Origin of the sequence: Rhodococcus ruber NBRC 15591, assembly GCF_001894945.1 — a bacterium.
Taxonomy (GTDB): Bacteria; Actinomycetota; Actinomycetes; order Mycobacteriales; family Mycobacteriaceae; genus Rhodococcus; species Rhodococcus ruber.
The window spans coordinates 207,952-230,496 of record NZ_BCXE01000021.1 but is presented as its reverse complement, the minus strand read 5'-3'; the positions used below and the strand labels follow the sequence as shown (position 1 = coordinate 230,496).

23 protein-coding genes are annotated in these 22,545 nt (G+C 71.2%); 20 read left to right on the top strand and 3 right to left on the bottom strand.

Features of this window, described 5'->3' with window-relative positions:
• Nucleotides 1–230: 230 nt before the first annotated feature.
• From RR3_RS14145 to trmD, 10 genes are all read left to right on the top strand, one after another.
• The gene (locus RR3_RS14145; RefSeq protein ID WP_010592763.1) at nucleotides 231–1,538 is read left to right on the top strand and encodes an ammonium transporter; all 1,308 of its coding nucleotides are present in this window, start codon (nucleotides 231–233) and stop codon (nucleotides 1,536–1,538) included.
• Between the two features lie 43 nt (nucleotides 1,539–1,581).
• A complete protein-coding gene (locus RR3_RS14140) occupies nucleotides 1,582–1,920 on the top strand; it encodes a P-II family nitrogen regulator (RefSeq protein ID WP_010592762.1) in 339 nt (112 codons plus the stop codon).
• Entirely contained in the window at nucleotides 1,910–4,423 is a 2,514-nt protein-coding gene (locus RR3_RS14135) for a [protein-PII] uridylyltransferase (RefSeq protein WP_026137708.1), read from the top strand. Before RR3_RS14140 ends, RR3_RS14135 begins: the two co-directional genes overlap by 11 nt.
• A 102-nt stretch (nucleotides 4,424–4,525) precedes the next feature.
• Nucleotides 4,526–6,106, top strand: coding sequence for a signal recognition particle protein (gene ffh / locus RR3_RS14130; protein WP_010592760.1), 1,581 nt, complete (start codon nucleotides 4,526–4,528; stop codon nucleotides 6,104–6,106).
• A 6-nt stretch (nucleotides 6,107–6,112) separates the two neighbouring features.
• Nucleotides 6,113–7,207 (top strand): amidohydrolase family protein, encoded by a 1,095-nt coding sequence (locus RR3_RS14125; protein ID WP_017680546.1) that lies wholly within the window; start codon nucleotides 6,113–6,115, stop codon nucleotides 7,205–7,207.
• A complete protein-coding gene (locus RR3_RS25355) occupies nucleotides 7,204–8,040 on the top strand; it encodes a hypothetical protein (protein ID WP_428839230.1) in 837 nt (278 codons plus the stop codon). Before RR3_RS14125 ends, RR3_RS25355 begins: the two co-directional genes overlap by 4 nt.
• A gap of 87 nt (nucleotides 8,041–8,127) precedes the next feature.
• Nucleotides 8,128–8,568 (top strand): 30S ribosomal protein S16, encoded by a 441-nt coding sequence (gene rpsP, locus RR3_RS14115; protein WP_017680547.1) that lies wholly within the window; start codon nucleotides 8,128–8,130, stop codon nucleotides 8,566–8,568.
• Entirely contained in the window at nucleotides 8,568–8,810 is a 243-nt protein-coding gene (locus tag RR3_RS14110; RefSeq protein WP_003939023.1) for an RNA-binding protein, read from the top strand. Before rpsP ends, RR3_RS14110 begins: the two co-directional genes overlap by 1 nt.
• Nucleotides 8,811–8,820: 10 nt before the next feature.
• On the top strand, nucleotides 8,821–9,378 hold the full coding sequence (gene rimM, locus RR3_RS14105) for a ribosome maturation factor RimM (RefSeq protein WP_017680548.1): 558 nt from the start codon (nucleotides 8,821–8,823) through the stop codon (nucleotides 9,376–9,378).
• 6 nt (nucleotides 9,379–9,384) lie between these two features.
• A complete protein-coding gene (gene trmD, locus RR3_RS14100) occupies nucleotides 9,385–10,086 on the top strand; it encodes a tRNA (guanosine(37)-N1)-methyltransferase TrmD (RefSeq protein WP_003939021.1) in 702 nt (233 codons plus the stop codon).
• A gap of 7 nt (nucleotides 10,087–10,093) precedes the next feature.
• Here the strand turns inward: trmD and RR3_RS14095 are convergent, their stop codons facing one another.
• Complete coding sequence (locus tag RR3_RS14095) at nucleotides 10,094–11,050, bottom strand: hypothetical protein (RefSeq protein ID WP_010592754.1); 957 nt, start codon at nucleotides 11,048–11,050, stop codon at nucleotides 10,094–10,096.
• A gap of 112 nt (nucleotides 11,051–11,162) precedes the next feature.
• On the opposite strand from RR3_RS14095, the gene RR3_RS14090 reads away from it, so the two are divergent.
• The 9 genes from RR3_RS14090 to dprA all read left to right on the top strand — a co-directional run bounded on the left by RR3_RS14090 (nucleotide 11,163) and on the right by dprA (nucleotide 20,111).
• A complete protein-coding gene (locus RR3_RS14090; RefSeq protein WP_010592753.1) occupies nucleotides 11,163–13,508 on the top strand; it encodes a Tex family protein in 2,346 nt (781 codons plus the stop codon).
• 146 nt (nucleotides 13,509–13,654) lie between these two features.
• The gene (locus RR3_RS14085; RefSeq protein ID WP_026137709.1) at nucleotides 13,655–14,560 is read left to right on the top strand and encodes a hypothetical protein; all 906 of its coding nucleotides are present in this window, start codon (nucleotides 13,655–13,657) and stop codon (nucleotides 14,558–14,560) included.
• Between the two features lie 85 nt (nucleotides 14,561–14,645).
• Nucleotides 14,646–14,987: a 50S ribosomal protein L19 gene (rplS, locus tag RR3_RS14080; RefSeq protein ID WP_003939017.1), complete on the top strand. Its 342-nt coding sequence runs from the start codon at nucleotides 14,646–14,648 to the stop codon at nucleotides 14,985–14,987.
• Between the two features lie 108 nt (nucleotides 14,988–15,095).
• Nucleotides 15,096–15,854 carry a signal peptidase I gene (gene lepB, locus RR3_RS14075; RefSeq protein ID WP_017680550.1) on the top strand — a complete coding sequence of 253 codons (759 nt, stop codon included), beginning with the start codon at nucleotides 15,096–15,098 and terminating at the stop codon, nucleotides 15,852–15,854.
• A complete protein-coding gene (locus RR3_RS14070) occupies nucleotides 15,851–16,549 on the top strand; it encodes a ribonuclease HII (protein ID WP_017680551.1) in 699 nt (232 codons plus the stop codon). Before lepB ends, RR3_RS14070 begins: the two co-directional genes overlap by 4 nt.
• Nucleotides 16,550–16,586: 37 nt before the next feature.
• On the top strand, nucleotides 16,587–16,901 hold the full coding sequence (locus RR3_RS14065; protein WP_003939014.1) for a DUF2469 domain-containing protein: 315 nt from the start codon (nucleotides 16,587–16,589) through the stop codon (nucleotides 16,899–16,901).
• A 221-nt stretch (nucleotides 16,902–17,122) separates the two neighbouring features.
• Nucleotides 17,123–17,479 carry a YraN family protein gene (locus RR3_RS14060; protein ID WP_026137711.1) on the top strand — a complete coding sequence of 119 codons (357 nt, stop codon included), beginning with the start codon at nucleotides 17,123–17,125 and terminating at the stop codon, nucleotides 17,477–17,479.
• A complete protein-coding gene (locus RR3_RS14055) occupies nucleotides 17,479–18,987 on the top strand; it encodes a YifB family Mg chelatase-like AAA ATPase (RefSeq protein ID WP_010592748.1) in 1,509 nt (502 codons plus the stop codon). Before RR3_RS14060 ends, RR3_RS14055 begins: the two co-directional genes overlap by 1 nt.
• Nucleotides 18,984–20,111 carry a DNA-processing protein DprA gene (gene dprA, locus RR3_RS14050; protein WP_010592747.1) on the top strand — a complete coding sequence of 376 codons (1,128 nt, stop codon included), beginning with the start codon at nucleotides 18,984–18,986 and terminating at the stop codon, nucleotides 20,109–20,111. The genes RR3_RS14055 and dprA overlap by 4 nt, the downstream gene beginning before the upstream one ends.
• A gap of 3 nt (nucleotides 20,112–20,114) precedes the next feature.
• Here dprA and RR3_RS14045 read toward each other — a convergent pair whose 3' ends face one another.
• Nucleotides 20,115–20,351: a hypothetical protein gene (locus RR3_RS14045; RefSeq protein ID WP_225222748.1), complete on the bottom strand. Its 237-nt coding sequence runs from the start codon at nucleotides 20,349–20,351 to the stop codon at nucleotides 20,115–20,117.
• Nucleotides 20,352–20,486: 135 nt separating this feature from the next.
• Here RR3_RS14045 and RR3_RS14040 point away from each other — a divergent pair, with 135 nt between their 5' ends.
• Nucleotides 20,487–21,281 (top strand): siderophore-interacting protein, encoded by a 795-nt coding sequence (locus RR3_RS14040; protein ID WP_064066183.1) that lies wholly within the window; start codon nucleotides 20,487–20,489, stop codon nucleotides 21,279–21,281.
• A 6-nt stretch (nucleotides 21,282–21,287) separates the two neighbouring features.
• Here RR3_RS14040 and RR3_RS14035 read toward each other — a convergent pair whose 3' ends face one another.
• Nucleotides 21,288–22,448 carry a multidrug effflux MFS transporter gene (locus RR3_RS14035; RefSeq protein ID WP_017680555.1) on the bottom strand — a complete coding sequence of 387 codons (1,161 nt, stop codon included), beginning with the start codon at nucleotides 22,446–22,448 and terminating at the stop codon, nucleotides 21,288–21,290.
• Nucleotides 22,449–22,545: the final 97 nt, after the last annotated feature.

Sequence of the window (22,545 nt, the reverse complement as noted above, 5' to 3'; positions counted from 1 at the left end):
ATCCGTCCGGCCCGAGTCCCGCCGACCCGCCGCCGTCGCCTCCCGCGACCACCGTCGGGGAGACGCGGAGGACGGTCCACGGCGGCCGGGTTCGCGGCGAAACACGAACGAAACACATGTCCGATTTGCGTTCACTGCGCTGAAACAGCGCGGCGCTCCCACCGAAACATCACCACAGCATTCTTCTCTCGACGACGCGCTGACCGGCGCGGCCAACAGGGAGGTTGCAAGTGGAGGAAGTGGTGAACACCGGCGACGCGGCATGGATGCTGATATCGGCGTCCCTGGTGCTGTTGATGACGCCCGGTCTGGCGTTCTTCTACGGTGGCATGTCGCGCACGAAGGCCGTCCTGAACATGATGATGATGTCCTTCGGGGCGATGGCGGTCATCGCGGTGATCTACGTGCTGTGGGGCTGGTCGATGTCCTACGGCACCGAGGACATCGGGGGCATCTTCGCCAACCCGTTCCAGATGTTCGGTCTGCAGGGCGCCATCTACGACGACGCCGGTGAGTTCCTGCCCGGTCTCGGCGACTATCCGCAGATCATCGACATCGCCTTCCAGGTGACCTTCGCGGTCGTCACCACCGCCCTGATCAGCGGTGCCCTCGCCGAACGCGTGAAGTTCGGCACCTGGCTGACCTTCGCCGCCGTCTGGGTCACCGTCGCGTACTTCCCCCTCGCCCACATGGTGTGGGGTGGCGGCCTGCTCTCCGGCTCCGAGGACGGCCTCGCCGCCAAGATCTTCGGCACCTCCGACGACGGTGAGGGCGGGCTCGTCGCGACCGTCGCGCCCATCGACTTCGCCGGTGGCACGGTCGTGCACATCAACGCCGGCATCGCCGCGCTCGTCCTGGTGCTGATCATCGGCAAGCGCGCCGGGTTCGGCCGCACGGCCTTCCGTCCGCACAACCTGCCGTTCGTCATGCTCGGCGCCGCGCTGCTGTGGTTCGGGTGGTTCGGGTTCAACGCCGGCTCCGCGTTCGCCGCCGACGGCGTGGCCGGCCTGGCCTGGGTCAACACCACCACGGCCACCGCCGCCGCGATCCTCGGCTGGCTCCTCGCCGAACGGATCCGCGACGGCAAGGGCACCAGCCTCGGTGCCGCCTCGGGTGCCGTCGCCGGCCTGGTCGCCATCACTCCGGCGGCCGGTGCGCTCAGCCCGGTGGGCTCCATCGTGCTCGGCGCGGTCGCGGGCGTCCTGTCCGCCCTGGCGGTCGGCCTGAAGTACAGGTTCGGGTACGACGACTCCCTCGACGTCGTCGGCGTGCACCTCGTCGCGGGCCTGTGGGGCACCGTCGCGATCGGTTTCCTCGGCACCGAGACGGGACTGTTCTACGGCGGCGACTACAAGCAGCTCGTGATCCAGATCGTCATCGCAGTATTCGCCCTGGTCTACACCGGCATCGTCACCGCGATCGTCGCCTTCGCGCTCAAGCCGCTCGGCTGGCGGGTGTCGGAGGAGGAAGAGGCACGCGGCATCGACGAGGCCGAGCATGCGGAGTCGGCATACGACTTCGCGGCCGCCCTCAAGTGATAAGAAGACAGCAGGGCACTGGAGACTGGGAAGGGATGAGGATATGAAGCTGATCACGGCAATTGTCAAGCCGTTCACCCTCGAGGACGTCAAGGCAGGCCTCGAGCAGGCGGGTGTGCTCGGCATGACCGTCAGCGAGGTGCAGGGATACGGTCGCCAGAAGGGCCACACCGAGGTCTACCGTGGAGCGGAGTACTCCGTCGACTTCGTTCCCAAGGTCCGCGTCGAGGTCGTCGTCGACGACGCCACCGTCGACAAGGTGGTCGAGACCATCGTCGAGGCATCCCGCACCGGCAAGATCGGCGACGGCAAGGTATGGGTCACCCCGGTCGAGACCGTGGTCCGGGTGCGCACCGGTGAACGAGGTGCCGATGCACTCTGACCCCAACGGGTCCGGAACTCGCGGCCCTGGTCCCGCTGCCTCCGCAGCGGGATCGGGGCCGCCGGTGTCTGCGGGACCGGCCGGAACCGGCACCGCCGCCACCGACCTCGCCCGAGCCCGAACCCAGCTGCTCTCCGGTGGTGCCCGCCACCGCCGACTCGACGCCCCGGCCCTGCGCCACGCCCTCGTCGACCTCCACGAGTTCTGGCTCGTCACCAAGGGCGCCGAACTCGGCATCGCACCCGACTGCGGCTTCGCCGTCGTCGCCGTCGGCGGCCTCGGCCGTCGCGAGATGCTGCCCTACTCCGATCTCGACCTCGTCCTGCTCCACGACGACATGGACCCAGCGGTCGTGTCCCGCGTCGCCGACCGGCTCTGGTACCCCCTGTGGGACGCCCACATCAAGCTCGACCACAGCGTCCGGACCGTTCCGCAGGCTCTGCAGGTAGCGGCATCCGACCTGACCGCCGCGCTCGGCATGCTCGAAGCCCGCCACATCGCCGGCGACCCCGAACTGAGCAACCTGCTGATCGGGGGTGTGCGGCGGCAGTGGCGCACCGGCATCCGCAGCCGGTTCGACGAGCTCATCGCACTGACCGAGGCCCGATGGGAGCGCAGCGGGCAGATCGCGCACCGGGCCGAACCCGATCTCAAGAGCGGCCGCGGCGGGCTGCGGGACGTGCAGCTGCTCAACGCCCTGTCCGTCGCGCAGCTCACCGACGGCATGCCGGGCCTCGGCCCCGACGTTCCCGGCGGCGGGCTCGCGGCCGCGCACCGCCGCCTGCTCGATGTGCGCACCGAGCTGCACCGCGTCGCCGGTCGTCCCCGCGACCAGCTCCGTGCCCAGGACGCGGACGAGATCGGCGCCGCCCTGCGCATCGGCGACCGATTCGACCTGGCCCGGGTGCTCACCGAGGCCGCGCGGACCGTGAGCTACTCGGTGGAGGTCGGCGTACGCACGGCCGGGAACGCGCTGCCCCGCAAGGGACTGTCCCGGTTGCGGCGCGTCCCCGTCCGCCGTCCCCTCGACGAGGGTGTCGTGGAGCACGGCGGGGAGGTGACGCTGGCCCGTGACGCGAACCCCCGCAAGGACCCCGGTCTGATCACGCGGGTCGCGGCGGCCGCGGCGCAGCACGACCTGCCCATTTCCGCGTCGACTCTCGGCCGGCTGGCCGACAACGCACCGGAACTGCGCGAACCGTGGCCGCGCACCGCACTGAACGACCTCCTCGTGCTGCTCGGTTCGGGGACCCGCGCGATCGACCCCATCGAGGCCCTCGACCGGACGGGACTGTGGGGCCGCCTGCTGCCCGAGTGGGGCGCCGTGCGGGATCTGCCCCCGCGCGATGCCGTGCACATCTGGACGGTGGACCGGCACCTGGTGGAGACCGCCGTGCAGGCAGGAGGCCTGACCACCCGCGTCGCGCGCCCCGATCTGCTGGTGCTCGGGGCGTTGCTGCACGACATCGGCAAGGGCCGCGGCGGCGACCACAGCGTCGTCGGAGCCGAGCTCGCCACCCGGATCGGACGCCGGATGGGCCTGTGGCCCTCCGACGTCGCCGTGCTGTCCGCGATGGTCCGCCACCATCTGCTGCTTCCGCACACCGCGACCCGGCGCGATCTCGACGATCCCGCCACGGTGGAGTCCGTCGTCGAGGCCATCGACGGCGACCCGGTGCTGCTCGAACTGCTGCACGCACTCGCCGAGGCGGACTCGCTCGCGACGGGCCCGGGAGTGTGGGGCGACTGGAAGGCGGCGCTCATCCGGGAACTGGTCCGGCGCTGCCGGCTGATGATGGCGGGGGAGGAGCTGCCGCACCCCGATCCGATCGACCCCCAGCTCGCCGGGCGGGCGGAACAGGGCGGCATCCACGTCGACCTGCAACCCGGGGAGAACCCGCACGCCTACACCGTGACGGTTGTCGCGCCCGACGAGCCGGGCCTGCTGTCCGACGCTGCCGGAGTGCTGGCACTGTACGGCCTGCGCGTGCTGTCCGCCTCGGTGGGCAGCCACGCCGGCAGCGCGGTCAACAGTTTCGCCGTCGCCCCGCTGTTCGGGGCCCCGCCGGCGGCGGGCCTACTGCGGCAGGAACTCGTCCGGGCCCGCTCCGGGGACCTGGACCTGCTCGCCACACTCGCCGCGAAGGAGCAGGCCGCCCGCGAGGCGCAGCTGCCCGAACGACCGGAGCGGGCCGTGCCGGGCACCTACGCGCAGGCGCCTCCGCACCTGATCTGGATCGACGCCCCGGAGCAGGGGCAGGCGATTCTCGAACTGCGCGCCGAGGACCGGCTGGGCATGCTGTGCCGGCTCGCGGACGCGTTCGAACGGTGCGGTGCCGACGTGCGCTGGGCCCGGGTCGCCACTCTCGGACGCACCGTCGTGGACGCGTTCTGCATCGACCTCGCAGGCTCCGACACCCGGGAGAACCGGGAGCGGATCGAGCGGGCCGTGCTGGCCGTGGTGCCCGCGCCGGAACCGAAGAAACCCGAGGACAACGGCTGAGCGTGGGGTGGGCGCTCGTGCACGTGCGAGAACTCGTGCCGCGAACGGCTACCCTGGAACGCAGAACTGTCCGCATCTTCGCCAGACCCAGGAGCGCATTCGGTGTTCGAATCCCTTTCCGACAGGTTGACCGGAGCCCTCAAGGACCTGCGCGGCAAGGGGCGCCTCTCCGACGCCGACATCGACGCGACCGCCCGGGAGATCCGCCTGGCGCTGCTCGAGGCCGACGTCGCGCTTCCCGTGGTGCGCTCGTTCATCGCCAAGATCAAGGAACGTGCCAAGGGCGCCGAGGTGCACGGCGCGCTCAACCCCGCCCAGCAGGTCGTCAAGATCGTCAACGAGGAACTCGTCGGGATCCTCGGCGGTGAGACCCGCCGGCTGCAGTTCGCCAAGACCCCGCCCACGGTGATCATGCTCGCCGGTCTGCAGGGTTCCGGTAAGACCACCCTCGCCGGCAAGCTCGCCAAGTGGCTCAAGGACCAGGGACACACCCCGCTGCTCGTCGCCTGTGACCTGCAGCGACCCGGTGCGGTCACCCAGCTGCAGATCGTCGGTGAGCGCGCCGGCGCGACCGTGTTCGCCCCGCACCCCGGCACCTCGATCGGCGGAGGCGAGAACCCGCTCGGCATCACCGCCGCCGACCCGGTGAACGTCGCCCGCGACGGCATCGCAGAGGCCCGCGCCAAGCACTACGACGTCGTCGTCGTCGACACCGCCGGCCGTCTCGGCATCGACGAGGAGCTGATGGCCCAGGCCGCCGGCATCCGCGACGCCGTGCAGCCCGACGAGACGCTGTTCGTGCTCGATGCCATGATCGGCCAGGACGCCGTGAGCACCGCCGAGGCGTTCCGCGCCGGTGTCGGCTTCACCGGCGTGGTGCTCACCAAGCTCGACGGCGACGCCCGCGGCGGTGCCGCCCTCAGCGTCCGTGAGCTGACCGGCCAGCCGATCCTGTTCGCGTCCACCGGTGAGAAGCTCGAGGACTTCGACGTCTTCCACCCCGAGCGCATGGCCAGCCGCATCCTCGGCATGGGCGACGTGCTCACCCTCATCGAGCAGGCCGAGCAGGTCTTCGACGCCCAGCAGGCCGAGGCCACCGCCGCGAAGATCGGTTCCGGTGAGCTCACCCTCGAGGACTTCCTCGACCAGATGATGGCCGTGCGGAAGATGGGGCCGATCGCGAACCTGCTCGGCATGCTGCCGGGTGCGGGCCAGATGAAGGACGCCCTCGCGAACGTCGACGAGAAGCAGCTCGACCGCATCCAGGCGATCATCCGCGGCATGACACCGGCGGAACGCGCCAACCCGAAGATCATCAACGCCTCCCGGCGGCTGCGGATCGCCAACGGCTCCGGCGTCAAGGTCTCCGACGTCAACCAGCTCGTCGACCGGTTCTTCGAAGCCCGCAAGATGATGGCCGCGATGGCCGGGCGCATGGGCATGCCCGGATCCCGCAAGCCGCAGCGCGCGAAGAAGGGCAAGAAGGGCAAGAAGGGCGGCCGCGGGCCGACCCCGCCGAAGATCAAGGGCGGGTTCCCCGGCGGCATGCCCGCCGGCATGCCCGGCATGGGTGGGATGCCCGCCGGGTTCCCGGACCTGTCGAAGATGCCGAAGGGCCTCGACGAGCTGCCGCCCGGTCTCGAGAACTTCGACCTCTCGCAGCTGAAGTTGCCGAAGAAGTAGACCGCCGTGGCGTTCACCCTGCGCGGACGGTCCCTGCCGGACGGCGAACCGATCGAGCTGTGGATCGACGACGACGGCACGTTCGCCGCCGAGCCGATCCCCGGGGCCGAACTGCTCACCGCCGACGGCTGGATCCTGCCCGGTCTCGTCGACGCCCACTGCCACGTCGGGATCCGCTTCGGTGGCGGCGCGGAGGACGCGGACGGGCTGATCGCGCAGGCCGTCACCGAACGCGACGCCGGGGTACTGCTACTGCGCGACGCGGGATCCCCGGTCGACACCCGGCACCTCGACGCGCGGGCCGACCTGCCGCGGATCGTGCGCGCGGGACGGCACATCGCCGCGCCCAAGCGCTACATCCGCGGCCTGCCCGTCGACCTCGACGACGAATCCCAGCTGCCGGATGAAGTGGTGCGCCAGGCCCGTGCCGGCGACGGCTGGGTCAAGCTCATCGGCGACTGGATCGACCGCGGCACCGGCGATCTCGCCCCGCTGTGGTCGGACGCGATCCTCGTCGAGGCCATCGCCGCGGCCCACCGGGAGGGAGCGCGGGTGACCGCGCACGTGTTCGGGGAGGACGCGCTGCCCGGCCTGCTCGCCGCCGGGATCGACTGCCTCGAACACGGCACGGGCCTGACCGACGACACCATCGCCGCGATGGCCGCGCAGGGCACGGCCCTCGTGCCGACGCTGGTCAACATCGACAATTTCCCGGAGATCGCCGACTCGGCCGCCCGGTTCCCGGTCTATGCGGCGCACATGCGGGACCTGCACGCCCGCGTCGCGGACACCGTCGGCGCTGCCCACGACGCCGGAATCCCGATCTATGCCGGCACCGACGCCGGCGGCTCGGTGCGGCACGGGCGCATCGCCGACGAGGTCGCCGCCCTCGGGAAGGCGGGGCTGACCCCGACCGAGGCGCTCGCCGCCGCCAGCTGGGCGGCCCGCACCTGGCTGGGACACCCGAGCCTCGAACCGGGCACGCCGGCCGACCTCACGGTGTACGCGGACGACCCGCGCAGCGGCCCGGACGTGCTGGCCCGGCCCGATCTGGTGATGCTCCGGGGTGCCGTCGTCACCCGCCGCGCCGCCCGCACATGACCGCCCCCGAACCGCCCGACCCGGGGACCGCTGCGGCTCCCGCGCTGCCCGCACCGTCCCGGCCCGCACACCGGTGGGGTATCCCCGCCGCGCTGGCGGTGCTGGCCGTCAACCTCGTCGGATTCACGTTGGGACCGATCCTGGCCGGGGAGGGCTTCGTCGCCGAGACGTACGTGCTCGCCATCATGGCCCCCACCCTGCTCGCCGGGGCGGCGGCCCTCGCGTTCAGCGTGTGGCGGGGCTGCGGGCCCGTCGCCGACTTCGGTCTGCCGCGGTCGTGGGCGGAGTTCCGCGACCAGCTCGGGGTCGGTCTGCTCGGCGGGGGGATCGCGCTGCTCGGCGCGTTGATCCTGGCGGCGATCCTCGTCGTCGCCCTGGGAATCGACGCCGCCGATTCCCCGCTCACCGCGCTGGTCGGGTTGCCCACGGGGTGGAAACTGCTGCTCGTGGCCTGGGTGTGGTTCGGCGCCCCCCTCGGCGAGGAACTGATGTTCCGCGGCATGCTGTGGGGGGGCGCTCGAACGCCGGCCCGACCGGTGGTGGGGACGCCCGATCGGCGTCCTGACGATCACCACCGTCGTGTTCGCCGTGTGGCATCAGGAATGGTGGCGGCTGCCGGTGCTGCTGTGGGGCGGCGCGGCGATGGGGTTCGCGCGGCTGCGCGGCCGGTCGGTGTTCTCGTCCTGGGTGGCGCACTCGCTCAACAACACCCTGCCCGCGTTGGGTCTGCTGCTGCTGCTCTGACCTGTCGTTTTCGTCCCGCCGGGTGGATCTGGCAGAATGGACCGCTGTCGTCGCATCCGGTTACGCACCGCGCGGCGGTCACAGGATAGAGGCAAAACCGGGCGTGCCAGAAGGGCGCGTCGTCCGAATTGCACGTGACAGGCGTATTTCGCATGCGCCGAAGGAGATTCGCAGCAGTGGCTGTCAAGATCAAGCTCACCCGTCTCGGCAAGATCCGCAACCCGCAGTACCGCATCGTGGTTGCCGACTCGCGCACCCGCCGCAACGGCCGCGCCATCGAGACCATCGGCAAGTACCACCCGAAGGAAGAGCCCTCGCTGATCGAGATCGACTCGGAGCGGGCCCAGTACTGGCTCGGCGTCGGTGCACAGCCGACCGAGCCGGTCGAGAACCTCCTCAAGATCACCGGCGACTGGCAGAAGTTCAAGGGCCTGCCCGGCACCGAGGGCACCCTGCGCAAGGCCGAGCCCAAGCCGTCCAAGCTCGAGCTGTTCCAGGCTGCCCTCGCGCAGGCCGAGAACGCGCCGGCTGCCGAGGCCATCACGCCCAAGAAGAAGAAGGCCGCCAAGGAAGACGCCGCGGAGGAGTCCTCCGAGTCCACCGAGGCTGCCGAGTAATGAGCGCCGTTGTCGCCGATGCCGTCGAGCATCTCGTCCGTGGAATCGTCGCCAACCCCGACGACGTGCGCGTCGAGCTGATCACGGGCCGTCGGGGGCGCACCGTCGAGGTGCACGTGCACCCCGACGATCTCGGCAAGGTCATCGGTCGCGGTGGCCGCACCGCGACCGCCCTGCGGACCCTCGTCTCCGGCATCGGTGGCCGAGGGATCCGCGTCGACGTCGTCGACACCGACCAGTAGGCGCGCCGCGGTGGAGCTCGTGGTGGGCCGTGTCGCCAAGTCGCACGGCATCAAGGGTGAGGTGGTCGTCGAGATTCGCACCGACGAACCCGAGGAGCGCTTCGCCGTCGGCGCGGTGCTGCACGGCCGCAAGCCCCGCGAGCAGACCCTGCAGACGTACACGGTGGAAGCCGCCCGGGAACACTCCGGGCGGCTTCTGCTGCGCGTGCGGGGCGTCACCGATCGCAGCGCCGCCGACGCCCTGCGCGGCACCCTGTTCGTCGTCGACAGCGCCGATCTGCCGCCGTCCGACGACCCGGACGAATTCTACGACCACGAACTCGAGGGACTGTCCGTACGTATCGTCGGGGGCCGGCCCGACGCCGGCACCGAGATCGGCACCGTTCGCGAGGTGCTGCACACCGCCGCCGGCGAACTGCTCTCCGTCCGGCCGGCCGGCGACGAACAGCGCGAACTGCTGATTCCGTTCGTCACCGCGATCGTGCCGACGGTCTCGCTCGCGGCCGGTGTCGTCGAGATCGATCCGCCCGAGGGTCTGCTCGACCCCGACTTCGGTTCGGAGACATAGCCTCCCGTGCGTTTCGACGTCGTCACCATCTTCCCCGAATACCTCGAGCCGCTGCGCGTCGCGCTGCTCGGCAAGGCGATCGACAAGGGGCTCGTCTCCGTGGGGATCCACAACCTGCGGGACTGGACCCACGACGTGCACAAGGCCGTCGACGACGCCCCGTACGGCGGGGGACCGGGCATGGTCATGAAACCCACGGTGTGGGGGCCCGCCCTCGACGACGTGCTCGCCGGGCCCGACGGCGAACCCGACCCCGACGTGCTGCTCGTCGTCCCCACCCCGGCCGGTGTGCCGTTCGACCAGGCCACCGCGCAACGCTGGGCCGGCGAGAAGCGCATCGTATTCGCCTGCGGCCGCTACGAAGGCATCGACCAGCGCGTCTTCGACGACGCCGCGCGCCGGGTACGCGTCGAAGAGGTCAGCATCGGCGACTACGTGCTCATCGGCGGCGAGGTCGCCGTCCTCGTCATGACCGAGGCCGTCGTGCGGCTGCTGCCCGGCGTCCTCGGCAATCAGCAGTCCCACCAGGAGGACTCGTTCTCCGACGGGCTGCTCGAGGGCCCCAGCTACACCCGCCCCGTCAGCTGGCGCGGCCTCGACGTGCCGCCGGTACTGCTGTCCGGGGACCACGCCAAGGTGGCCGCGTGGCGGCGGGAACAGGCGCTCGAGCGCACCCGCGAACGCCGACCCGACCTGCTCGCCGACTGACCCACGCTCAGTGCGTCCCGGCGCTGCCGAACACCGTGCGGACCACCTCGGTCACCGTCTCCCGCGCGTGCTGCGCGCTCGCATCCCCGGTCGCATCGAACAGCGCCGTGTCCGGCAGATCGGTCCACCGGTCGTCGTCCGCGTCGTAGTGCACGAGTTCGCGGGAGAGCACTACCAGCACGTACCGCTCGTCGTCCCCGACGAACCCCGTGGACAGATGGATCCAGCGCCCGTCCAGGCAGCACATCCAACCCTGCTTGACGCCGAGCCCGGTGGTGTCGCTCAGCCCGTCCGGCAACCCGAATCGCTGGTCGTACCCGTCGGCGCCGACGGGGCCGGCGGCACGCAGGTGCCCCAGGATCGTCGCCCGGCCCCACTCGTCGAGCCCGCCCGTGCCGTCGAGCAGATCCGCGTACCAGGTGAGCAGGTCCGACGCGGTGGTGACGGTGTTCCACCACAGCCCGTCCGCCGGCGCGACGGTGCCGGTGAGCGCGTGCCGCGCGGCGGTACGCTCGACGATCTCCGAGTCGCCGTGCCGGAACCACAGGTCGTTCGCCGCCGAATCGTCCGACGACTCGAGCATCGCGGTGATCCGGTCGTAGTCGCTGCCGCCGAGCGGCAACTCGCCCGTCGCCGCCCGGTACAGCAGGTCGTCGGCGATGAACAGCTTGGCCACCGACGCGGTCTCGACGGGTGTGTCGACGCCGCCGACGACCCGGAGCCCGGTCCGCCGGTCGAGCGCGGCGATCGTGACGTCGGCGCCGCGCCCGGCCGCGGTCGCCGCCGCGGCCGTCATCCGATCGGGCAGCGAACCGAGTGGTTCGAGCGGACCGGGGGACTCGACGCCGGCGGACGGCAGGGCGACCGGCGACCCGACCGGCTCCGGGCCGCACGCCCCCACCGTCGCTGCGGTCAGCAACGACAGCGCCAGCATCGCCCAGCGTCCGCCGCGCACCCGGGACATATCCACCCTCCTGTTGTCGATTGTCCGACGAACTCGTCCCACCGTCGAGGAGACGCGCACGCCCCTCCGCGTCACCGAGGGCGGAGGAAGGATAGCGGTAGGGTCGACCGCTGTGACGACCGCTCTCAAGACCGTGAATCAGCGCATCGCCGAGGAACTCGCCGTCCGGGAAGGTCAGGTCGCCGCGGCGGTCGACCTGCTCGACGGCGGCGCGACGGTGCCGTTCATCGCCCGTTACCGCAAGGAGGTCACCGGCGGGCTCGACGACGCCCAGCTCCGGCAGCTCGAAGAACGCCTGCGATACCTGCGTGAACTCGACGAGCGCCGCACGGCGGTGCTCGAGTCCGTCGAATCCCAGGGCAAGCTGGACGACGAGCTGCGCACGCAGATCCTGCTCGCCGACACCAAGGCCCGGCTCGAGGACATCTACCTGCCGTTCAAGCCGAAGCGCCGCACCAAGGCGCAGATCGCGCGGGAGGCCGGTCACGAGCCCGTCGCCGACGCCCTCCTCGGCGACCCCACCACCGACCCCGCGCAGTACAGCGCCGAACAGCTCGACGGCGCCCGCGCCATCCTCGTCGAACGCTTCGCCGAGGACGCCGACCTCGTCGGCGAGCTGCGCGAGGCGATGTGGACCCGCGGCCAGCTGAAGTCCACCGTGCGTCCCGGCAAGGAAACCGAGGGTGCCAAGTTCGCCGACTACTTCGAGTTCTCCGAGCCCTTCCCCGACCTGCCCTCGCATCGCATCCTGGCGGCGCTGCGCGGCGAGAAGGAGGAGGTGCTGAGCCTGTCGCTCGAACCGGACTCCGAGGAACCCGAGCCCGGGCAGCGCACCTACTACGAAGGCCGCATCGCCACCCGCTTCGGCATCGCCGACGAGGGCCGGGCCGCCGACAAGTGGCTCCTCGACACCGTCCGCTGGGCGTGGCGCACCAAACTGCTCGTCTCCCTCGCCCTCGACATCCGCATGCGGCTGCGGCAGTCCGCCGAGAAGGACGCCGTGGACGTGTTCGCCGCGAACCTGCGCGACCTGCTGCTCGCCGCCCCCGCCGGCACCCGGCCGACGATGGGACTCGACCCCGGTTTCCGCACCGGCACCAAGGTCGCCGTCGTCGACGCCACCGGCAAGGTCGTCGCGCACGACACGATCTATCCGCACCAGCCGCACAACAAGCGGGACCAGGCCCTGGCCACCCTGGCGCGGCTCGTCGCGCAGCACGGTGTGGAACTGATCGCGATCGGGAACGGCACCGCCTCCCGCGAGACGGATGCCCTCGCCACCGAACTGATCGCGAAGTCCGGCGCCACGAACCTGACCAAGATCGTGGTGTCCGAGGCCGGCGCGTCCGTATACTCGGCGTCGGCGTACGCCTCGAAGGAACTGCCGGACCTCGACGTGTCGATCCGCGGTGCCGTGTCCATCGCCCGGCGCCTGCAGGACCCGCTCGCCGAACTCGTCAAGATCGATCCCAAGTCGATCGGCGTCGGCCAGTACCAGCACGACGTGTCCGAGACGCTGCTCGCCCGCTCCCTCGGCACGGTCGTCGAGGACGCGGTCAACGCCGTCGGTGTGGACGTCAACACCGCGTCGGTGCCGCTCCTGGCCCGGGTGTCGGGCATCACGTCGTCCCTCGCCGAGAGCATCGTCGCCCACCGCGACGGGAACGGGCCGTTCCGCACCCGCAAGGACCTCACCGCGGTGCCGCGCCTCGGCCCGAAGGCGTTCGAGCAGTGTGCCGGCTTCCTGCGCATCCCGAACGGCGACGATCCGCTCGACGCGTCGAGCGTGCACCCCGAGGCGTACCCGGTCGTGCGGCGCATCGTCGACACCGCGGGCGGCGGCGTGCGCGAGCTGGTCGGCAACACCGCAGTGCTGCGGCGCCTGCGCGCGGAGGACTTCGTCGACGACCGCTTCGGTCTGCCCACGGTCACCGACATCATCGCCGAACTCGAGAAGCCGGGCCGCGACCCGCGCCCGGAGTTCAAGACCGCGACGTTCGCCGCCGGCGTTGAGAAGGTCGCCGACCTGAAACCCGGCATGGTGCTCGAGGGCGTCGTCACCAACGTCGCGGCGTTCGGGGCGTTCGTCGACGTCGGGGTGCACCAGGACGGTCTCGTGCACGTGTCCGCGATGTCCCGCAGCTTCGTCAAGGACCCGCGCGACGTCGTCAAGTCCGGCGAGGTGGTCAAGGTCAAGGTGCTCGATGTGGACGTGCCGCGGCAGCGGATCGGCCTGACGCTGCGCCTCGACGACGAGATCCCCGCTGGCGCCCCGTCCGGCGGCGGCGACTCGCGCGGTCCGCAGGACCGGGGCGGACGCCGGCCGGGTGGCCGGCAGCAGGGCAAGCGTCAGGGCGGGCAGGGGCAGGGTGGTCACCGCGGGGACCGTCGCCAGGACGCCCCGCCGGCCGCCGGCTCGATGGCGGACGCGTTGCGGCGCGCCGGATTCGGCAAGTAGACGCCGCCGGGCCGCGCCGACTACCGGCGCGGCCCGGTTCCTGACATCCTCGGGAGCATGCAGCCCACGGTGACGACCGGCCGCGCGCCGAAGGACCCGCCCCGCCCCGCCGACGAAGTCCCGAGGGCGATCGCGCCGTGACGGCCGTGACCGAGTGGCTGCAACGCGAGATCATCGACCGCGGGCGCCTGCCACTGCTGTTCTTCCTGCTCGGATTTCTCCTCGCGTTCCTGTTCATCCGGTTCAGCGTCCGCATGATCCGCGCCCAGGTGCGCTGGTGGCCCGGCAACGTCACCCCCGGCGGCCACCACGTGCACCACGTGGTGTTCGGCGTCGTCACCATGGTGATCGCGGGCGGATCCCTCATCGCCGTCTACGAGGACGGCACGCAGACCACCGGGGCGGCCCTGGCCACGCTCTTCGGCATCGGGACCGCGCTCGTGCTCGACGAGTTCGCCCTGATCTTCTACCTCAACGACGTGTACTGGGAGCAGGAGGGACGCGTCTCGGTCGATGCGGTCTTCGTCGCGATCGCCGTCACCGGCCTGGTGCTGCTCGGCCTGCAGCCCCTCGAATTCGCCGACATCACCAACTTCCGGGAGGACCCGTCATGGGTGACCCGCACCCTGATCGCCCTCTCCGCTGTCGGAAATCTGGCCCTCGCGGCGGTCGTGCTGGCCAAGGGCAAGATCTGGACGGGCCTGGTCGGTCTGTTCGTCTTCCCCCTGCTGCTGGTCGGGGCGGTGCGCCTGTCGCGGCCCGGCGCACCCTGGGCCCGCTGGCGCTACACCGGCAAGACCCGCAAGATGCGCCGCGCGATCGAACGCGAGCGGCGCTACCGACGCCCGGTGATCCGGGCGAAGATCTTCGTGCAGGACCTCGTGGCAGGCAAGCCGACGATGGACACCGTGCAGGGAGCCGTCCAGCACTCCCGCGTCGCCGCCGAAGCCGAACTGGCCCGCACCGTGCACGCCGCACCCCCGCCGATTTCCGCCACCCCGGCACCGTCTGGCACAATTGACGGGTTGCCCGGCTCGGGCACGCATACCTGACCTGGGCACGAACCAGTCGAGCACCGCCTTCCGGTGGATGCCGCTCGGTTCCTCTGCTCATGCGAACAAGCGAGGATGACAACCGATGAACACCCTGGACTTCCTGGACGCCAAGTCCCTGCGCGACGACATTCCGGACTTCCGTGCCGGCGACACCCTGAACGTGCACGTCAAGGTCATCGAGGGCTCCAAGGAGCGCGTGCAGGTCTTCAAGGGCGTCGTGATCCGTCGCCAGAACGGTGGCATCCGCGAGACCTTCACCGTGCGCAAGGTCTCGTTCGGTGTCGGCGTCGAGCGGACCTTCCCGGTGCACAGCCCCAACCTCGCCAAGATCGAGGTCGTCACCCGTGGTGACGTGCGCCGCGCCAAGCTGTACTACCTGCGCGAGCTGCGCGGCAAGGCCGCCAAGATCAAGGAAAAGCGCTGATCGTCACGCGCTGACCGTCAGGCCCCGAGTAGCCCGGTCCGGATCCGTTCCGGGCCGGGCTACTCTGATTCGGTGGCAGATTCCTCGCGAGACCCGGCCGTGCCGGAGATGCAGCAGCACAGCACCGACGACACGCCTGGACGCGATCGGAAACAGGACAAGAAGGAGAAGTCGTTCCTGCGGGAACTGCCCGTCCTGATCCTCGTCGCGCTCGTGCTGAGCTTCCTGCTCCAGACCTTCGTCGCGCGGGTGTACCTCATTCCCTCGGAGTCGATGGAGCCCACCCTGCACGGCTGCCCCGGCTGCACCGGCGACCGGATCGTCGTCGAGAAGATCGGCTACCGCTTCGGCGATCCCCGGCCCGGCGACGTCGTGGTCTTCCGCGGCCCCGACTCCTGGTCCACCGGATACGTCTCCACCCGCTCCGACAACGTCGTGATCCGCGGCGTGCAGGAGGTGGGTTCCCTCGTCGGCCTCGTCCCACCCGACGAGAACGACCTCGTCAAGCGCGTGATCGCCGTCGGCGGGCAGACCGTCGAATGCTGCGACGACCAGGGCCGCGTCCTCGTCGACGGCCGCCCCCTCGACGAGCCGTACATCGAGATGGACTTCCCGTTCACCCCCGGCGTGGTCACCTGCGAGACCGAGGTGCGCTCGGGCCGCTGCTTCGGTCCGGTCTCCGTGCCGGACGGCCACATCTGGGTCATGGGGGACAACCGCTCCAACTCCGCGGACTCGCGCTACCACGTCGCCGACGAGAACCAGGGCACCATCCCGGTCGACAACGTCATCGGCAAGGCCCGGTTCATCGTCCTGCCGCCCTCGCGGTGGGGCACCATCGATTCCCCGGAGATCCAGCAACCGTGACCCCGTGGCCGCCGCGCGCTGTGATCCGCAGGTCCGCGGGCCTGCGCACCATGGAGTCGACGCTCGTGCGGTGCGGGCTCGGGCCGGTCGCGGGGGTCGACGAGGCAGGCCGCGGCGCCTGCGCCGGGCCGCTCGTCGTCGCCGCGTGCATCCTCGATCCCCGACCACATCCGACGCTCGCGCGTCTCGACGACTCCAAGAAGCTCACCGAGAAGGCCCGGGAGGAGCTGTTCCCGATCATCCGACGCCGCGCGGTGGCGTGGAGCGTGGTGATCGTGCCGGCCGCCGAGATCGACGCCATCGGTGTGCACGTGGCCAACATCGAGGGCATGCGCCGTGCGGTGATGCGGCTGTCCGTCGCGCCCGGGTACGTTCTCACCGACGGGTTCCGGGTCCCGGGCCTGCCGGCGCCGTCGCTGCCGGTCATCGGCGGGGACGCCGCGGCGGCCTGCATCGCGGCGGCGAGCGTGCTCGCCAAGGTCACCCGGGACCGGATCATGGTCGACCTGGACAGCGAGCTGCCCGGCTACGGCTTCGCCGTCCACAAGGGTTACAGCACCGCCGCGCACATGGCGGCGCTGCGCGATCTCGGCCCCAGCCGGGAGCATCGCCTGCGATACGCCAACGTCGCCGCCCTCCTCGGCGACGACTCCGGCCACGGCCGATTCGGCTCCGACGAGGCGGATGCGGGATGATGGATCGACACACCAGAACGGGAGGACACCGAGACCGATGAGTGCCGAGGATCTCGAGAAGTACGAAACCGAGATGGAGCTCTCGCTGTACCGGGAGTACCGGGACATCGTCGGTCAGTTCGCGTACGTCGTGGAGACCGAGCGACGGTTCTATCTCGCCAACGCGGTCGAGCTGCTCCCGCACAATTCCGGCGGCGAGGTGTACTTCGAAGTGCGCATGTCCGACGCGTGGGTGTGGGACATGTACCGTCCGGCCCGCTTCGTCAAGCACGTCCGGGTCATCACCTTCAAGGACGTCAACATCGAAGAGCTCGACAAGCCGGACCTGCGCCTGCCCGACAAGCTGGGATAGCCGGCTCACCCCATCCGCGCCTTCGTGGCCGAATGTCACATTCAGTCGATTCGATCGAAGCGGTGTGACATTCGGCCACGGGCCGTTCCCCGGCCTCGCCCCGTCGGCAGGAGTTGTCCACACCCGGCGAGTTCATCCACAGATTCCGTGATCCGGACCGGCGGGGGCCGCGGGCGTCCCTCCTGTGCCGCACAGTGGTTGCCACACAGGGAGGGACGGGGATGGGACGTAATCAGCAGGTGGGGGCGCTGGGGGAGGACCTGGCCGCCGAGTTTCTCGAGTCGGCGGGCTTGGTGGTGCTCGCGCGCAACTGGCGTAGCCGGTACGGCGAACTCGATCTGATCGCCGAGGACGGCGACACCGTGGTGTTCGTGGAGGTCAAGACCCGCACCGGCCTCGGGTACGGCACGCCGGCCGAGGCGGTGACCGCGGCGAAGGCGGACCGCATCCGGCGGCTGGCCGCGCTGTGGCTTTCCAGCCACGAGCGACGATGGCGGCGCATCCGGGTCGATGTGGTCACGGTGCTGCTCCCGTCCCGGGGCGCACCCGTGATCACCCATCGCCGGCAGGTGCTCTGATGGCGCTGGGGAAGGCCTACTCGGTGGCGGTCACGGGGGTGGACGGACAGGTCGTGGAGATCGAGGCCGACATCGGCCGCGGACTGCCGGGAGTGAAGATGGTCGGTCTGCCCGACACCGCGCTCCAGGAGTCCCGGGACCGAGTCCGGGCGGCGGTGACGAATTCCGGTGGCGAATGGCCGGATTCGCGGGTGGTGCTGGCCCTGTCGCCGGCGACGCTGCCGAAGGTGGGCAGCGTCTACGACCTCGCCCTCGCGTGCGCCGTGCTCAACGCCGCCAAGTCGATTCCACCGGAGTCGGTTGCGCGGACGATTCTGCTCGGGGAGCTGGCGCTCGACGGCCGGGTCCGGTCGGTGCGGGGAGTCCTTCCGGCGGTGCTCTCCGCCAAGCGTGCCGGGTGGGAGCGGGTGGTGGTGCCGGCCGCGACGATGCCCGAGGCCGGCCTGGTCGACGGCATCGACATCTACGGGGCGGGCACTCTCACCGAGGTGGTGCTGTGGCTGCGCGGCGACGGACCGCTCGAGCGACCCGGTCCCCGTCCACCGGGGGAGCGGCCGGGACGGGCGGACATGAGCGAGGTGGTCGGTCAGCACGAGGCACGACGGGCCATCGAGATCGCGGCCGCCGGTGCGCATCATCTGATGCTCACCGGCCCGCCCGGCATCGGGAAGACGATGCTCGCCCAGCGGCTTCCCGGGGTGTTGCCGGCGTTGACGGAGGAACAGGCGCTCGAGGTGACCGCGATCCACTCCGTCGCCGGAACGCTGTCGGCGGATCAGCCGCTCGTCACCGACCCGCCGTTCATCGCTCCCCACCACACCGCGTCGGTCAGCTCGCTCGTCGGCGGGGGCAGCGGCACGGCCAAGCCTGGTGCGGTCAGCCGTGCCCACCGGGGCGTCCTCTTCCTGGACGAGGTCGCCGAGATGGGCACCAAGGCGCTCGAGGCGTTGAGGACCCCGCTCGAGGACGGTGAGGTGCGCATCGCCCGCCGCGACGGCGTCGCGCGCTATCCGGCGCGCTTCCAGCTGATTCTCGCCGCCAATCCGTGCCCGTGTGCGCCGCCTCGCGACGCCGACTGCGTGTGCCCGCCCGCCGCGCGCCGCCGCTACCTGGGAAGGTTGTCGGGCCCGCTGCTCGACCGGGTGGACCTGCGGGTTCGGATGGAGACGGTAGCGACCGGCGCGCTCATGGGGGAGGCGGGGGAGAGCACCGAGGATGTTCGCGCCCGGGTGGCCCGGGCCCGGGCCGCCGCGGCAGCCCGCTGGAACGCGCACGGATGGAGCACCAACGCCGAGGTCCCGGGTCCCGCGCTGCGGCAGAAGTTCCGCCTGCCGCGCGCGGCGCTGGGGCCCGTGGAGTGGGCGCTGCGGAAGGGGGCGATCACCGCGCGCGGCGCGGATCGTGCGTTGCGAGTCGCGTGGACGCTGGCAGATCTCGCGGGGCTCGACGCCCCGGGAGAAGTGCAGGTGGCGACGGCTCTGGATTTCCGGGATCGGGGGACGGTGTGAGCGCGACGGATCCGCGCCGGCTGGCGTGGGCCTACCTGTCGGTCGTGGCGCAGGGGGCGTCGCGCATGCTGAACGCCGCGATCGCGGAGGCCGGCCCGGAGGTGGTCGCGGCAGCGGTGCGCGACGGTTCGATCGGCGGTCCCCTCCGCAGGCGTACCGCCGCCCGTGCCCATCTCGACTCCGCGGCGAGGGACCTCGAGCTGGTGGAGCGGCTGGGCGGCCGTCTGGTCACACCCGACGACGACGAGTGGCCGGCGTGGCAGTTGCTCGCGTTCGACGGTCTCGACGGCGCGGACGCCGATGCCGCGCCGCCGGCGTTGTGGGCGCTGGGGCGACGGCGGATCGACGAGCTGGTGGAGCGGTCCGTTGCCGTCGTCGGCACGCGTGCGGCCAGTGGCTACGGCGAGAACGTGACCGCGGAGATCGCCGGGGACCTGGCGACCGACGGGTGGGCGGTGCTGTCGGGGGCGGCCTTCGGGATCGACGCGGCGGCGCACCGGGCGGCCCTGGGGGTCGGTGGCGCGACGATGGCGGTGCTCGCGTGCGGAGTGGACCGCGCCTATCCGGCAGCGCACACCGGGTTGTTGCGGCAGATCGCCGAGCAGGGGGCGGTGGTCAGCGAGTATCCGCCCGGCACGCTGCCGGCGCGGTTCCGGTTCCTGGCCCGCAACCGACTGGTCGCGGCGCTGGGCGGGGGCGTGCTGGTGGTGGAGGCGGGCTGGCGCAGCGGGGCGCGGAACACGGCGGCGTGGGGGAGACGGCTGGGACGGCCGGTACTGGCGGTTCCGGGGCCCGTGACGTCGGCGGCGTCGCAGGGCTGTCATCGGATGATCCGGGAACAGGAGGCGCGACTGGTGGGCACCGCACGCGAGGTGGTCGAGGAGGTCGGCCCGATGGGTGTGGCCGACGACGGTGACGGGCGGTGGGCGCGAGCGCTCGACGGGCTCTCGGGCGACATGGCGGCCGTGTACGAAGCTCTGCCCGCGGTGGGTGCGGTGTCGGTGCAGCAACTGTCGGTGGCGTCGGGGCTGCTCCCGGAGCGGGTGCGGGCCGCGCTTCCGCTGCTCGAACTCGAGGGACACGTGCAGCGGGAGGCAGCCGGGTGGGCGCGCGGCGGCGGGTGAGCGTCAGGACTGCTCGTGCCCGCGTAGCTCCTCGGCTTTGGCCAGGATGGGCTTGTAGTACTTGTCGCCGAGCACCCGGGTCACCTGGGCCGCGAGCTCGGTCTCCCCGGTCTGGAGTAGGACGTACTCGAGCTCGGCCAGCTGTGCGCCGATCGCCTCGCGCCGGCGGTCCGTCTCCTCGAGGGCGCCGACGAGGCTGGTCAGGTACTGCGACGTGACGGTGTTCATCGTTTCTCGCATACCGCAACGATGGCGGAATTCCGGGGCGATGTCGGCGGATCGGCCGATCCCGGTGGTGTCGCGTCGATGCGGGGGGCGGTGGCCGGCGACGAGCGGCACGCGTACGCTGCAGTGGTTAGGTAAGGCTGAGCAAATATGGAGGTGGGCGTGGCCCCGAAGTCCCCGCGATCGACGACCCTGACGGTGACGGGCAGTGAACGCCTGACCCCGCACCTGGTGCGGGTGTACCTGGGCGGTCCCGGGTTCGACGAGTTCGAACCCGGCCCGCACACGGATTCGTACGTCAAACTCGAGCTGGAGGCCGACGGCGAGACGGTCCTGCGTACGTACACGGTGCGGGCTGTGGACCGGGAGGCCGGGCAGATCGCGATCGATTTCGTCGTCCACGGCGATCAGGGTGTCGCCGGCCCTTGGGCGGCGTCCGCACGGCCGGGGCAGACCGTCGTGGTCCGTGGCCCGGGAGGCGCCTACCGTCCGGATCCGGACGCCGACTGGCACCTGCTCGCCGGGGACGACACCGCGATTCCGGCCGTCGCCGCGGCGCTCGAAGCCCTGGCTCCGGATGCGCGGGGCCGGGTGTTCCTCGAGGTGGCCGGTCCCGACGACGAAATCGCCCTCGAGGCGCCCGCCGGAGTCGAGGTCACCTGGCTGCACCGCGGCTCCGCTGCCGGAACTACCGGGCCGGACCTGTCCGGCGCGAGCGCGCCCCTGGTCTCGGCCGTGACCGGCGCGGAGTGGCTGCCGGGAGACCCGCACGTGTTCATCCACGGGGAAGCGGAGACCGTCATGCAGTACCTGCGGCCGTACGTCCGCAAGACCCGCGGGGTTCCGGCGGCACACGCGTCGATCTCCGGGTATTGGCGGCGCGGCCGCAGCGAGGAGGGCTTCCGGGAGTGGAAGCGCGAACTCGCCACGGCCGAAGCGCGGTGAGCGGGCTCAGGGGCGTTCGCGGGTGAGGGTGAGCAGTGCGGTCATCGACAGCGCGGCCGAGATCGCGATCGCCAGCGCCATCGGCAGCGCGGTGTCCTCCCCGCCGAGCCCGACCAGCGGCGACACCAGGGCGGCCAGGCCAAACTGCGAGGCGCCCATGACCGCGGAACCGGTGCCCGCCGTCTTCGGCACCTGCCCCTGCGCCAGCGCCGTCGCGTTGCCCATGACGAAGCCGAGGCTGGAGACGACGAGGAACAGCAGGGGCAGCACCAGCCAGCGGGCCGTGTCCGCGACCAGGACCGCGAGCACCAGCAGGATTCCGGCGGCCAGCATCTGGGCTACGCCGTACCGCAACAGGTTCCGCACCTCGAAGCGGCCGATGAGCCGGGTGTTGACGATGTTGCCTGCGACGAGGCCCACCGAGTTGACGGCGAAGATCAGGGAGAACTGTCCCGGCGTCATTCCCAGGACCTCCTGGACCACGAACGGTGACGCGGAGATGTACGAGAACATGGCGCCGAAGCCGAGCGCGAACGTCGCGGCGTAACCCACGAACTGCCGATTGCCGATCACCGTGCCGAAGTTGCGGGCGAGCGTGGCCAGGCCCCCGCTGTGGCGGCGTTCGGGCGGCAGTGTCTCCGGAACGACCGTGAGCACCGCGACGACCATCACCACCGCGAGGCCCGTCAGAACCCAGAAGATGCCGCGCCAACCGATCGGCCCGAGGAGGACGCCGCCGAGCAGGGGTGCGACGATCGGTGCCACTCCGCCGATGATCATCATGATGCTGAACAGGCGGGCGGCCTCGTTGCCGCGGGAGCGATCCGCAATCACCGCGCGCGCCAGCACGATTCCCGTGCCGCCGCTGAAGCCCTGGATCAGGCGCGCCGCGATGAGCACCTCCACTGTCGGCGCCGTCGCGCACAGGGCGCTGCTCAGGGCGAGGACGACGGTGCCCGCCAGTAGCAGGCGACGCCTGCCCCACCCGTCGGAGAGCGGTCCCACGACGAGCTGCCCGACGCCGAGGCCGGCCATGAAGGTGGTGAGCGTGAGCTGGATGCCGACCGTGCTGGTGCCGAGACTCTCCGACATGATCGGCAGTCCCGGCAGATACATGTCGGTGGCCAGCGGTGCGGTGGCGGAGAGCAGTGCCAGACCGAACAGCATCGGCAACGGAATCGTTTTACTCACGAACTAACCTTAGTGTGGGCCCGATCGGCGTGTTCGGTTGCGTGGGCGGTACCCACGGCGCACGGTGACGGCC

Bases quoted from the DNA above. Each gene is read 5' to 3' on its own strand.
- RR3_RS14065 (WP_003939014.1), top strand. From the start codon at position 16,587: ATGAGTGCCGAGGATCTCGAGAAGTACGAAACCGAGATGGAGCTCTCG.
- lepB (WP_017680550.1), top strand. From the start codon at position 15,096: ATGCAGCAGCACAGCACCGACGACACGCCTGGACGCGATCGGAAACAG.
- RR3_RS14035 (WP_017680555.1), bottom strand. From the start codon at position 22,448: ATGCTGTTCGGTCTGGCACTGCTCTCCGCCACCGCACCGCTGGCCACC.
- RR3_RS14135 (WP_026137708.1), top strand. From the start codon at position 1,910: ATGCACTCTGACCCCAACGGGTCCGGAACTCGCGGCCCTGGTCCCGCT.
- RR3_RS14060 (WP_026137711.1), top strand. From the start codon at position 17,123: ATGGGACGTAATCAGCAGGTGGGGGCGCTGGGGGAGGACCTGGCCGCC.
- rplS (WP_003939017.1), top strand. From the start codon at position 14,646: ATGAACACCCTGGACTTCCTGGACGCCAAGTCCCTGCGCGACGACATT.
- RR3_RS14095 (WP_010592754.1), bottom strand. From the start codon at position 11,050: ATGTCCCGGGTGCGCGGCGGACGCTGGGCGATGCTGGCGCTGTCGTTG.
- RR3_RS25355 (WP_428839230.1), top strand. From the start codon at position 7,204: ATGACCGCCCCCGAACCGCCCGACCCGGGGACCGCTGCGGCTCCCGCG.
- RR3_RS14140 (WP_010592762.1), top strand. From the start codon at position 1,582: ATGAAGCTGATCACGGCAATTGTCAAGCCGTTCACCCTCGAGGACGTC.
- RR3_RS14055 (WP_010592748.1), top strand. From the start codon at position 17,479: ATGGCGCTGGGGAAGGCCTACTCGGTGGCGGTCACGGGGGTGGACGGA.
- RR3_RS14110 (WP_003939023.1), top strand. From the start codon at position 8,568: ATGAGCGCCGTTGTCGCCGATGCCGTCGAGCATCTCGTCCGTGGAATC.
- RR3_RS14045 (WP_225222748.1), bottom strand. From the start codon at position 20,351: ATGCGAGAAACGATGAACACCGTCACGTCGCAGTACCTGACCAGCCTC.
- RR3_RS14040 (WP_064066183.1), top strand. From the start codon at position 20,487: ATGGAGGTGGGCGTGGCCCCGAAGTCCCCGCGATCGACGACCCTGACG.